General features: G+C 37.0%; 9 protein-coding genes, 2 tRNA genes and 1 pseudogene. 11 read left to right on the top strand and 1 reads right to left on the bottom strand.

Going from position 1 to position 12,400, the window contains the following annotated elements:
• Window positions 1-181 precede the first annotated feature (181 nt).
• The 11 genes from LB449_RS11135 to LB449_RS11085 all read left to right on the top strand — a co-directional run bounded on the left by LB449_RS11135 (window position 182) and on the right by LB449_RS11085 (window position 11,933).
• Entirely contained in the window at window positions 182-544 is a 363-nt protein-coding gene (locus LB449_RS11135; protein ID WP_224455174.1) for a BlaI/MecI/CopY family transcriptional regulator, read from the top strand.
• Window positions 544-2,157, top strand: coding sequence for a M56 family metallopeptidase (locus LB449_RS11130; RefSeq protein WP_224455173.1), 1,614 nt, complete (start codon window positions 544-546; stop codon window positions 2,155-2,157). The genes LB449_RS11135 and LB449_RS11130 overlap by 1 nt, the downstream gene beginning before the upstream one ends.
• Window positions 2,150-3,301: a tetratricopeptide repeat protein gene (locus LB449_RS11125; protein ID WP_224455172.1), complete on the top strand. Its 1,152-nt coding sequence runs from the start codon at window positions 2,150-2,152 to the stop codon at window positions 3,299-3,301. Before LB449_RS11130 ends, LB449_RS11125 begins: the two co-directional genes overlap by 8 nt.
• Window positions 3,302-3,446: 145 nt before the next feature.
• The gene (locus LB449_RS11120) at window positions 3,447-4,052 is read left to right on the top strand and encodes a TetR/AcrR family transcriptional regulator (protein WP_040555966.1); all 606 of its coding nucleotides are present in this window, start codon (window positions 3,447-3,449) and stop codon (window positions 4,050-4,052) included.
• Window positions 4,049-5,416 (top strand): TolC family protein, encoded by a 1,368-nt coding sequence (locus LB449_RS11115; RefSeq protein WP_224455171.1) that lies wholly within the window; start codon window positions 4,049-4,051, stop codon window positions 5,414-5,416. Before LB449_RS11120 ends, LB449_RS11115 begins: the two co-directional genes overlap by 4 nt.
• A gap of 4 nt (window positions 5,417-5,420) precedes the next feature.
• Window positions 5,421-6,596 carry an efflux RND transporter periplasmic adaptor subunit gene (locus LB449_RS11110; RefSeq protein ID WP_224455170.1) on the top strand — a complete coding sequence of 392 codons (1,176 nt, stop codon included), beginning with the start codon at window positions 5,421-5,423 and terminating at the stop codon, window positions 6,594-6,596.
• 3 nt (window positions 6,597-6,599) lie between these two features.
• On the top strand, window positions 6,600-10,064 hold the full coding sequence (locus LB449_RS11105; protein WP_224455169.1) for an efflux RND transporter permease subunit: 3,465 nt from the start codon (window positions 6,600-6,602) through the stop codon (window positions 10,062-10,064).
• Window positions 10,065-10,117: 53 nt separating this feature from the next.
• Entirely contained in the window at window positions 10,118-10,423 is a 306-nt protein-coding gene (locus tag LB449_RS11100) for a thioredoxin family protein (protein WP_003440372.1), read from the top strand.
• Between the two features lie 93 nt (window positions 10,424-10,516).
• Window positions 10,517-10,600: transfer RNA gene (locus LB449_RS11095), tRNA-Ser, on the top strand.
• A 54-nt stretch (window positions 10,601-10,654) separates the two neighbouring features.
• Window positions 10,655-10,732, top strand: a tRNA-Pro gene (locus LB449_RS11090).
• Window positions 10,733-11,465: 733 nt separating this feature from the next.
• Window positions 11,466-11,933, top strand: coding sequence for a tetratricopeptide repeat protein (locus tag LB449_RS11085; RefSeq protein ID WP_003440302.1), 468 nt, complete (start codon window positions 11,466-11,468; stop codon window positions 11,931-11,933).
• Window positions 11,934-12,114: 181 nt separating this feature from the next.
• On the opposite strand, the pseudogene LB449_RS14135 reads toward LB449_RS11085, so the two are convergent.
• Window positions 12,115-12,237: pseudogene (locus LB449_RS14135) on the bottom strand (IS110 family transposase); the annotation flags it as partial.
• Window positions 12,238-12,400 lie beyond the last annotated feature (163 nt).

Genomic DNA, 12,400 nt, shown 5'->3' with positions numbered 1-12,400 from the left:
CAGAGCCTTGTAATCTTAGTAATTAAAAAACTTCGATAAAACTGAGGGGCAGCGCCCTGACATCTATTTCACTCTAATAGAGTTTTACAAAAAATAGTAAAGAATGAAGCCAAAACTTTAACAACTATTCTGATAGTTAAACTAATATAATAGTTTACATTCGTGGTAAATACATAAGATCATGAGACAATTAACAAGAGCAGAAGAAGAAGTAATGCAGCTGTTATGGCAAAAAGGACAAGCCAGAGTTGCAGAGATTATTGAAGACATGCCAGAGCCTAAGCCAGCCTACAACACTACCTCTACTATTGTAAGAATTCTGGAAGACAAAGGCTTTGTAGGGCATGAAAGAGCCGGAAGAGGTTTTAAATACCATCCTTTGGTCGATAAGGAGACCTACCAGAAAGCATCGATGAAGAAAATGGTCAATTCTTATTTTGAAGGATCGTTTAAAAACATGGTTTCTTTTTTCGTCAAAGAAAAAAACATGAGCGCCAAAGATTTGGAAAGCATCTTAAAAGAACTTGACAAAACCCAAGATTAATGTGGTGGTATCTTGTCGATATTATCCTTTTTCAAACTTGCTTTTTGGGGCTTTACCTGCTCTTTAAAAAAGAGACGTTTTACAAACATAATCGGTTGTACTTACTGGCCACAGCGGTATTTTCGTTTGTGATTCCACTCCTCGACTTTGGTTTCCTGGCGTTTAGCTTCGGTACAGAAGAAAGCACAAGCCAAGTCGCCCAACAGTTTCAGTCTTATTTTATTATGGGTAAGGAAGTGAACTTAACCTCTTCAGCGAGCAACATAGAAACCCAGACGTTTTCCTGGAGTCTGACTACAATGCTTAAGCTTATATATCTTTTAGGTATAGGTTTTTTCGCTATTAAATTCAGTATAGGCTACTGGAAACTGAAACAGCTAACCCAAAACGCAAGCTTCGATTGCATGATCGACCATGTGAAATGTTATCGATTAAGCGGCTCTGAAAATGCTTTTACCTATTGGCGATCTGTGTTTATTGGAGACCAGATCTCAAACGAGCAACGTCAAAAAATCATGCCCCATGAGCTAGAACACGCTAAAGCCTTTCACGGACTAGACCTTATGATAGTTGAACTATTTCGACTAATCTTTTGGATAAGTCCAGCCCACCACTGGCTCAAAAAAGAACTCATGTTGGTGCACGAACTGCAGGCCGACCAGGTTGCCGCAAAAAACCTAAACAAACGCGATTATGCCCAAAGCTTACTGAACCAGGCCTTTGGTACTGAAAATTTAAAATTCTCACATTCATTTTTTAACCATTCACAATTAAAACAAAGACTTATGATGTTACAAAAAAGAAATTCCCACCCACAAAATTTATTAAAATATCTGCTGATTTTGCCATTGCTTGGCTTGATGCTAACCTATACGGCCTGTAAAGAAGATTCGCAGGAAGAAATCCAGGAACTCTCGGAACAAGCAGAAGCTGAAAAGTTACGCACTCAATACATGAAAGAGCTGGAAGAAGCAGTTGCTGAATATGGTATGTTCTCTGAAGATATGCCAAACAAATTTAAAATCACAACTTACAGGAAGATCAACTCAAAAGAGGATTTTTACAGAAGAAATTCAATAATGATCTATATAGGTGAAAAAATGGATGAAGGGGATTCTGGTAAAACTAAAATGATCATGACAGATACAGAAGTATTTAGAAAGTTCAAAACTCAAACTTATGAAGAGTACTTGCAGGAAAGAAACAATCCTAAAACTGAAATTACTGAAGTAAGAGAGGAAGAAACTACAGGCAGTGTACCTTTTGCTGTCATTGAAGAAGTTCCTGTATTTCCAGGCTGTAAAGGTTTAGCCACGAATGAAGAGCGTAAAGAATGTATGAGCAAAAAAATCAGTCAGTTTATCAATGAAAATTTTGATGTTAACCTGGCAGAAAACTTAGGGCTAAAAGGCACAAACAGAGTTTATGTCCAGTTTAAAATCGATAAAAACGGCGATGTCGTGAATGTGCAAGCCAGAGCACCCCATCCTGACCTCCAGGCTGAGGGAGAGCGCGTGATTAATGAACTCCCAAAAATGAAACCAGGTGAACAAAAAGGTAAAAAAGTGGGGGTACTTTATTCTTTACCCATTACTTTCCAAATCAATGAATAGTCAAAATAAGTTACATTTCATCCTAGTTATTGTGCACCTGTTTGTAGGTGCACAATATATTTATGGGCAAAACCTCGACAGTCTATATGCTGTTGGAGAATACTCTAAGGTTTTAATGTATTTTGAAACTTATCCGCCCTCTAGTTTCAAAAATAAAATTCTGGAAGCCAAAAGCCTCCAATCCAAAAACTTCAATAAAAAAGCAATTGATAGTTATCATGATGCGCTTATTGATAAAAAAGATCAACCTGTCGATCAATTTACTTACGCCAAACTCTTAAAGTCGAATACTCAATACAAAGAAGCTGATAGCTTACTAACGCTTTTGAGTTACAACTACCCCACCAATCCGGAATTCTTATACCAACTTGGCTTAGCCAAAGCCGAACTGAAAAATAAATCTGAGGAGATTAGTTTTGAAAAGGCTTTAGAACAAGACCCATCTCATCAAGGAGCTGCCTATGAACTTTCTAAGTTTTATTTCAGAATAAAGAGTTATGAAAAGGCAGAAACTATTAATCTGGACGCACTTCAATTCAATCCTAAAAACAAAAGAATAATTGGGCTTTTAGGTCAGATTTATTATGCTCAAAAGAAATTCAAACTCGCTTTAGAGCAATTTGAAAGTCTTGAAAAATTAACATCTCCACCTAAGTTTGTTTTACAAAAAATGGCGATTGGTTACAACGGCACCAATCAACTCGATAAGGCAATTCAGAAATACGAACAACTATTAAAAATTGAGCAAAGAAGCAGTAAATATCATTTGCAGCTAGCTCTGCTTTACGCTAAAAAAGAAAACTTCAAAGAATCGGAATATAATGCCCAACTGGCCATTCTATACAAAGATGTAAGTCTTAGCGGCGAACGTTTTACCAAAGCAATCGCTATGAAGGAAAACGGAAAATTGAAAGCAGCTATAAAAGTGTTTGGGCTTGTGATCGAAGAAGCTCCTATGTTTGAGCGTGCTTATGTAGAAATGGCTTTGACAGCAGATCGGCTTTATGAGGATGTCGACAAAAAACTGTCCTTTTATGATCAATATGAAGATCAATTTGGTGATTACGAATATGCTGAGTTCAAACCTTTGATGTCCAGAAGAATTACTGATTTAAAAAGGGAGAAACATTTTTCAGGGAAATAAATAAGAAATATAATAGTAATTTATTATCGTCCAGCTTTTTTAAGCTGGATTTGTTTTTTCTGCCGTCTTTCAAAGTTAAACTAAAGTGAAACTTTGGAAACTTTTCTTGTATAAAAAGTTTCCGTGTTTAGATTTGCAGCCTGAAATGAAAGAAGATATTTTACATAAGGCTGGAGATTTGTTTTTGGAATTCGGTTTCAAGAGCGTCACCATGGACCATCTGGCTCAGGAGCTTGGTGTGTCCAAAAAAACCCTTTACGGTTATTTCAAAAACAAGTCGGACTTAGTCGAGCAAGTCGCCTATTACATTCGAGATCGCATTCACAAGGAAATAGACGAAGTCCAGATTCAGCAGCTAGATCCTATTGAGGAAATGTTCGAGATTAAAAGAGTAGTGATGAAAAGGCTTAAGAATGAAAAATCCTCGCCTCAATTTCAGTTTCAAAAGTATTATCCAAGGATTTACGATAAAATGCGACAATCTCAAGTTTGCAAAATGGAAGAATCCATCAGCAAAAATATAGATCGTGGTGTAAAAGATGATTATTATAGAAAAGATTTACACAAGGTTTTCACCTGCAAGATCTACATCTCAGGCATGTTAAATCTTAAAGATGAAGAGCTCTTTAAGGACAGCCAACTTACACCTAAAGAACTTTACGAAGAATTTTTAAAATACCATCTAAGGAGTATTGTAGATACCAAAGGAAAGCAACGCTTAATAGAACTAGAAAAACAACAACTAGAATGAAAAAGTTAATTTTCAGTCTCATTGCCATAATGAGTATGAGTGTATATGCTCAGGACCAAAATGAGCCGAAGAGCTATAGATTCACCTTACAAGAAGCTATAGATTTTGCCATAGATAGTAGCTATGCTACCATCAACGCCAGACGCGATGTGGCTATTGCCCTAAAACAGAAGTGGGAAACCACTGCCGATGGTTTACCTCAAATCGATGGTGGTTTGACTTATGAATATAACCCTATCATAAGGCAAACGCCACTGCCAGCAGAACTTGTCGATGGCGAGCCAGGAACTTTTATTCCAGTAGAGTTTTCACCTAGACAAAACATGAATGCCTCGGTGACTCTTAACCAAATTATTTTTGACGGCTCTTACATCGTTGCTCTTCAAGCTGCTAAAACCTTCTTAGAGTATTCAGACAATAATGAAACGCGCACTAAGCTAGAAGTAAGAAAAGATGTGGTGAGTGCCTATGGTAATGTTTTACTAACTCAAAACTCTATTGTTATTGTAGAGAGCAACCTAGAGACTGCAAAAGAAAATCTAAGAGAAACGCGAATCACTTTTGAAAATGGCCTTGCCGAAGAAGAAGATGTAGAGCAACTTCAGATTACTTACCAGCAATTACAAAGTCAGCTCAATAATGCCAAGCGTATGGAAGATATTTCCAAAGAAAGTCTCAATATGGTGCTGGGTTTACCTATTTCTACTGAAGTCGAATTACTGGAAGATCTAGAAAACTTAGCCAATAGAGATGCTTTGGAAGCAGAACTTATAACGGAAGATCTTCAAGTCGAAAATACCATCCAATTTAAGATTGCAGACAATCTGGTAAAGCAACGAGAGTTGGAAATGAAACTAGAAAAAAGCAAAGCTTTGCCAAGCCTATCTGCGTTTGCCAACTATGGACAAACCAGTTTTGGAGAGAATTTTGAATTCTTTAGTTCACGGGCAGAATGGTTTGAATTCTCCACGATTGGGGTAAGCCTGAATGTTCCCCTTTTCAGTTCTCTTCAACGAAGTGCTCGAACTCAAAAAGCTAAAATTGAAATGGAAAAAGCAGAAACCCAAAAGGTGGAAGCCATCAACCAAATTAACCTTCAATTGAATAATGCAAAAAGCAATTTTGAATTTGCCGTAGACAATTATGAATTATCGAAAGACAACCTGAAACTTGCAGAACGCATTGAGCGCAAAAACCAAATCAAATTTAAAGAAGGTGTCGGTACGAGTTTTGAACTTAGACAAGCTCAGTTACAACTCTACACTGCACAAAACGAATTGCTACAATCTATGCTAGATATTATCAATTCCAAAGCAGAAATCGAAAAGATCATCAATACTCCATTTACAAATTTTGAAAACTAAACCCATGAAATATATATCTTACCTCACTCTACTTTCCCTTGTTATTATTGTGTCTTGTGGTCCCAAAGAAAAATCTATTGAAGATATTGTCGAAAATGGATCTAAAGCAGAACTGAATCAAAAACGTGAGGAATTGAATACCTCGATGAGGAAACTCAATAGCCAGATTAAAACCTTAGATAAAAAATTGGCTGATTTTGAAGATACTTCAAAGTATGCCTTAGTGGAAGCTTTAAGTCTAGTTCCAAAAGATTTTAATCACTATGTCACTGTCCAAGGCGATGTCACTACAGATCAAAATATCATGATCTACCCTCAGTTTTCAGGTGTATTAAAAGATATCTACGTCAAAGAGGGTGACCAGGTTAAGAAAGGGCAAAAATTAGCCAAAATTGATGATGGAGGACAATCGAGCCAACTAGAGGAAATGAAGGCACAGCGAGAGCTTGCCAAAACGATATTCGAAAGACAAGGGCGACTTTGGGATGAGAATATAGGTTCAGAAATACAATATCTTGAAGCTAAAACGGCCTTTGAGCAAATTGATAATGCCGTTGACCAAATGCGAAGCCAACTCAACAAATCTGTAATTTACGCTCCTTTTTCTGGGAAAATAGATGAAGTGATCACAGATCAAGGCCAAGTGGTTTCCCCTGGTCAAACGCCAATCTTTAGAATTTTGAATTTAGGAGAGATGTACGTTAGTGCAAATGTTCCAGAAAATTATGTTGGTAATATCAACGAAGGCTCCGAAGCTATTGTGACCCTAAGTGCTATTGGAAAAAGCTTTATCGGGAAGGTTTCTCAAGTCTCTAGTAATATTTCAGAAAGCAATAGAAACTTTAGAGTGCGAGTCTCTATTCCAGACAGTATAGACTTTGTAAAGCCCAACTTAATTGCTACTTTAAAACTAAATGACTACACTTCCAAACAAGCTATCGTTATCCCAGAAAATATTTTGCAAGAGAATGCATCGGGACAATCCTTTACGTTTTCTCTTCAGATGGAAAACGATAGTATTGGTATTGCTAATTTCCGTGAGTTGAAACTCGGCAAAAGTTATCAAGGGGAAATAGAAGTTTTAGAAGGCCTAAAAGCTACAGATGTTGTGGTCACTGAAGGTGCCAGAACAATCAAAAAAGATGATAAAGTAAGAGTGTTGAACTTTCAAAAAAAGTAAGTAATGGCCAAAAAGAACACTTATAAAGAATTTGCCTTATCGTCTTGGGCAATAGATAATAAGATGACCGTATATGTGATAAGCCTTATTATACTCATTGGAGGAATAATGGCTTACTACGGAATGCCAAGGGAGGATTTCCCAGAGATTGTTGAAACCAAGATATACGTGAGTTCTATAGAGCCTGGCACCTCTGTAGAAGATGTTGAAAAATTTATCACGGAACCATTAGAGGAAGTGTTTAAGGATGTGAAGGGCGTTCGAGAAATTACCTCTTCTACTTTGCAGGATTACTCTATGGTGATTGTCGAGTTTGAAGAAGATGTAGAAGTACAAAACGCCAAGCAACTCATCAAAGACAAGGTAGACCAAGTTAAGTCTGAAACCACTTGGCCAACTCTAGACAATGGTGCAAAGGTAGAGCCCAACGTGTTCGACCTTAATATATCTGAGATGATTCCTATACTGAATATTAGCTTTACGGGGAATTATAATATCCAGAAATTAAAAGATTTTGCAGAATACCTTCAAGATAAGATAGAGTTGCTACCTGAAATTAAAGAGGCTACGGTTCGAGGTGTAGATGAAAAAGAAGTAGAAGTTGCGGTAGACATTTACAAAATGGCCGCCATGGAGGTGAGCTTTACCGATATTATCACTTCTATTCGTAATGAAAACAAAACCATCTCTGGAGGTAATATCATATCCAACGGATTTGAAAAGAACATCAGGATTTTAGGAGAGATTGAGTCTCCAGATGAGCTTTACGACATCGTGGTGAAAGATGATGGAGGTGAAGTTTATTTAAGGGATGTTGCTAAAGTGAATTTCCACACCAAGGATCCTACAACCTTTGCTAGAAATTACGGTGAGGCAGTAGTCATGCTCGATGTGAAGAAAAGAGCTGGTAAAAATATGATTGAGGCGGTAGAAAAAATTAAAACCATCGTCGATGATGAAAGAGAAAACTATTTCCCAGAAGCTTTAAACATCAGCCTATCCAACGACCAATCTATAAAGACTGAAAACCAAGTGAACGACCTAGTGAATAACATCATCTTTGGTGTACTCTTGGTTATTATCGTTTTGATGTTCTTTTTAGGCTTTAGAAATGCACTTTTTGTAGGGGTAGCTATCCCAATGTCTATGCTATTAGCGCTTATCATTTTATCGGGACTTGGGTTTACGCTCAACACAATGGTGCTATTTGGTTTGGTTATGGGGCTAGGTATGCTGGTGGATAATGGTATAGTGGTTGTAGAAAATGTGTACTCACTCATGGACCAAGGCATGAGTAGAACCGCCGCAGCAAAACAAGGAATTGGAGAAATTGCATGGCCAATCATCGCTTCTACGGCAACGACGCTTGCCGCTTTTTTCCCCTTGGGATTATGGCCGGGAACCATCGGTAAATTTATGATCTACTTTCCCATTACCCTTTCGGTAGTCCTAAGCTCGTCACTGTTTGTGGCGCTGATCATCAACGCGATGTTAACCTCAAAATTCATGAAAGTTGAGGAAAAGAAATTAAAAAATAAACAAACCATTCGGTGGAGTCTTATCCTCCTTGGAATAGGTATTATTTCCTTGAGTTTAGGGTTTATTTTAGATATTGGAGGCTTACGCGGTTTGGGAAATCTTGCCATATTAGCCTCTATTTTACTTTGGATTTATAAGTTATTTTTAGTGAAAGCAATTTATTTCTTTCAGTTCCGATCTTTAAAGAAATTGGAAAACTTCTACGAGAAATTCCTCAAGTTTGCGATTTATAAAAAGAGAGCCTATCTCTTCTTTTTTGGAACTTTAGGTATTTTATTTTCCTCTTTTGTATTTATTGGCATTATTCAGCCAGAGGTTTTGTTCTTTCCCGAAAATCAGCCCAATCAAATTATGGCTTATATTGAATATCCTGAAGGGACAGACATTCATAAGACCAACAAACTGACCAAGAAGGTAGAGGAACGTATTTTTGAGACCTTAAAAAAATACGAAGATGAAAACGGCTATAACTTTATGGTCGAGTCTGCTATATCGCAAGTCGGTAAAGGCTCTGGAAACCCTAATACAGATGCTGGGCAAGCCAACGAAATGCCTCATCGCGGAAAAGTCACGCTATCTATGCGACAGTTTAAACTCCGAAGAGGCGTAAGAAGTAGCAAAGTTCTAGACGAAGTAAGAGAGTCTGTAAGAGGTTTCCCAGGAGTATCCATTGTTGTTGAAAAAGACGCCGCAGGACCTCCTTCAGGATATCCTATCAATATTGAGTTGAAGGGTGAGAATTACGATCAGATGTTATCTGAAGCAGAGCGCATGAGGGAATTTATCGACGATGCTGGAATCGATGGGATTGAAGAATTAAAAATCGACATCAATAAATCCAAACCTGAAATGGACATTAGAGTCGATAAAGCAAAAGCTGGTAAACTTGGCATATCTACCGCTCAGGTGGGTCAAGTCATAAGACGATCTGTCTTTGGAGAAGAAGCGTCCACTTACAAGGATGAGGATGACGACTACCAGATCAATGTAAGATTTAATGAAGAAACCCGGTACGATGAAAACACGATTTTTAACCAGCCAGTGACCTTCAGAAACAATAAAGGCGAGATTATACAAACGCCTATCTCTACTTTAATAGATAAGACCCAGACATCGACCTTCTCCTCTATCAAACGGAAAGATTTAAAGAGAGTCATTACCCTTTACTCTAACGTCCTCGGCGGCTATAACGGCAATGAAATTGTTCAGCAAATAGAAAGCGAGCTTCAGTATTTTGACTTGAAAGAAAGTATGACTTATAAATTTACTGGAGAACAGGAAAAACAAGAAGAAAACTTAGATTTTCTTCTTAAAGCACTTCTGCTTGCCGTAGGAGGGATTCTGCTTATTCTCGTAGCACAATTCAACTCTATTTCTAAGCCAATTATCATTTTGATGGCGGTGATCTTGAGTTTAGGTGGGGTTTTCTTTGGACTTGGCATATTCCAAATGGACTTCGTGATTATCATGACCATGATGGGAATTATTTCACTGGCGGGTATTGTTGTTAACAATGCGATTGTCCTGGTGGATTATACTCAAATCCTTATCGACCGACGAAAAGAAAAGTTAGACTTAGAGGATGAAGAGATGCTTACCAGACAGCAGTATTTTGAAGAAATTGTTGCTGGAGGGAAATCTAGACTTAGACCTGTATTGCTTACAGCGATCACCACAGTACTTGGATTAATCCCGCTAGCGGTAGGTTTGAACATCGATTTCTTTGGACTCTTTGTAGATTACGCACCAAATGTTTATGTGGGTGGAGATAACGTGATTTTTTGGGGACCCTTGGCATGGACAGTGATTTTTGGATTGATTTTCGCAACCTTCTTAACCTTAATTATAGTTCCTGTGATGTTTTATTTGGTCCTAAGAGCTAAATTGAGATTTAAAAAATCACCAGACCCTGTAAATACCTCATCCTAAAAGATTTGGAAGCTGAAGTATTTTGAACTAAATTTAATCAAAATTAGAATTCGATGACAAAGTTTGGTGAGCTTATCGATGAGAAAAAACCTATCCTGCTCAATTTTTTTGCAGATTGGAGCGAAGACTGTGAAGGTATCCACGATCGGTTGAAAGACGTGAGTGCTGCTTTAGGAGATAGGTTAAAGATTATTAAAATTGATGCTGAAAAAAATCCTCAGCTCGTTGAAGCCTTAAAAGTAAAGAACCTTCCTACCTATATGCTCTATAATTTGGGTGAAATGGTATGGAGAGAGAGCGGAAAGAAAGAGGCGAATGAACTTATTGTTGTTCTAGAAGAGCAGACTCCAATGAGTTAAAAAGAAACTAGAAAATAATCTCAATTCGCTTTGTCAAAATCAAAATTGCAGTTATATTTGCAACCGCAAAAAGCGCATGTTCTTATAAACATTGGAGAGGTGCCAGAGTGGTAATGGAGCAGATTGCTAATCTGTCGACGCGTAAGTGTCGCCAGGGTTCGAGTCCCTGTCTCTCCGCTGATATATTTTAGATGAAGCGAGATCCATCTAAACTCAAACAAAATCTACACTCGGGGTGTAGCGTAGCCCGGTCATCGCGCCTGCTTTGGGAGCAGGAGGTCGCAGGTTCGAATCCTGCCACCCCGACCATCAAAAGCCTTACACGAAAGTGTAAGGCTTTTTTGTTTTCTAGAGGTTAAAGCTTGCTTCAAAACCGAAGAGAACACAAAAAAGCCTTATAAACGCTATAGGCGTTTAGGCTTTTAATGAGCAACAACCTCATTTTCAGGATCACCGACTTTTGGGAGGTAATCCTGCCACCCCGACTTGAAAAGTCACTTAGTTTACTAAGTGGCTTTTTTTTGTTTAAAATTCTCAAAATAAGAGGTCAAAGGTTCCTCCGATGCTTCGGAGCAGCCACCCCGACCATCAAAAGCCTTACACGAAAGTGTAAGGCTTTTTTGTTTTCTAGAGGCTGAAGCTTGCTTCAAAAACGAAGAGAACACAAAAATACCTTATAAACGCTATAGGTGTTTTGGCTTTTAATGAGCAACAACCTCATTTTCAGGATCACCGACTTTCAGGAGGTAATCCTGCCACCCCGACTTGAAAATGAGGGAGTTACAGATATATATTCTGTAGCTCCCCTTTTTTTTGTGAATATTTTGTGAATAAAACCTATTTATCATGAATTTATTTTACATTTTACTAACCAGATTTCAAATATAAAGATTTTAATTTCTAATTTATTTAATTGATTTGTCAAGTCATATTTTGGTTTTTGATAAATTCTAAGTCATATTTTTAATTATAACTGCAACTTTAATTTGTAAAATTCAAAAATAGATTAAAAAATTATGAGGGAGCTATTGAGGACTTTACAATGGCAATAAAATTAGAGCCAAAAAATCCAACGCTTTATGATTTAAGAGGGACTTCAAAGCAGTATTTAAAACAGTACAAATCAGCAATTGAAGACTTTAATGAGATTATTGAAATTAATCCAGAAGATAAAAGAGGATACTTTAATAGAGGTTGGGCAAAAAAGCAATTAGGTTATTTAAATGATGCAATTCTAGATTACAATAAAGCAATTGAACTCGACTCTCAAGATTCAAGGGTATATAAATACAGAGGTTATGCTAAGAGTACTTTGGGAGATATTAAAGGTGCGATAGAAGACTTTGATAAGGCTATTGGAATAAACTCTAAAGACCCACATTCTTTTTATAACAGAGGTCTAGCTAGACAAAAGTTAGGAAATATAAAGGAAGCTTGTAATGATTGGAATAAGGCCGCTAAATTAGGTAATGATGAAGCTTATGACTTTATAAAAAAATATTGTGAATAATTTCAAACTAACGAAATGTAGTTGAATTTTAAATCTTCTGAAATTAAAAAATAACGACACGCCAAAAAAAAAACTGAGGTAAAAAACAACTCTTTTCTACTTTAATTTGAAACACTAGTAGTCTAGCCTCATGGATTCATAAAACTGATTCTTTGAGCTTTTTTATTTGATTTTTCTCTATTTATTTAGACAATACAGAAGCATAACTTTCATTGTAGATCAAACCTGATTTTGCGATAGCAAAACATTGATTGAGCAGCTTATTGTCTACGGCGATTAAGGCTAGCTTCTTTTTCTTATTTTGTTCACAAAGGATATATTTATTATCTCCTAGTGCAAAACATCAATCAACAATAAACAGAGACCCGTTTTCGACTTTTACTGAGAAATTATTTCTTTAAAAAAAATGAAATCTATAAACCAATTATAAAATACTACATTTGCATTTAATGCAAAAAAACAATCAC

It is taken from the genome of Psychroflexus lacisalsi (assembly GCF_020164495.1).
Classification (GTDB): domain Bacteria; phylum Bacteroidota; class Bacteroidia; order Flavobacteriales; family Flavobacteriaceae; genus Psychroflexus; species Psychroflexus lacisalsi.
This window is presented reverse-complemented; position numbering and strand designations above follow the sequence as displayed.

Coding starts and splice junctions, on each gene's coding strand:
- LB449_RS11125 (WP_224455172.1), top strand. CDS start 2,150: ATGAATAGTCAAAATAAGTTACATTTCATCCTAGTTATTGTGCACCTG.
- LB449_RS11115 (WP_224455171.1), top strand. CDS start 4,049: ATGAAAAAGTTAATTTTCAGTCTCATTGCCATAATGAGTATGAGTGTA.
- LB449_RS11100 (WP_003440372.1), top strand. CDS start 10,118: ATGACAAAGTTTGGTGAGCTTATCGATGAGAAAAAACCTATCCTGCTC.
- LB449_RS11110 (WP_224455170.1), top strand. CDS start 5,421: ATGAAATATATATCTTACCTCACTCTACTTTCCCTTGTTATTATTGTG.
- LB449_RS11135 (WP_224455174.1), top strand. CDS start 182: ATGAGACAATTAACAAGAGCAGAAGAAGAAGTAATGCAGCTGTTATGG.
- LB449_RS11130 (WP_224455173.1), top strand. CDS start 544: ATGTGGTGGTATCTTGTCGATATTATCCTTTTTCAAACTTGCTTTTTG.
- LB449_RS11085 (WP_003440302.1), top strand. CDS start 11,466: ATGGCAATAAAATTAGAGCCAAAAAATCCAACGCTTTATGATTTAAGA.
- LB449_RS11105 (WP_224455169.1), top strand. CDS start 6,600: ATGGCCAAAAAGAACACTTATAAAGAATTTGCCTTATCGTCTTGGGCA.
- LB449_RS11120 (WP_040555966.1), top strand. CDS start 3,447: ATGAAAGAAGATATTTTACATAAGGCTGGAGATTTGTTTTTGGAATTC.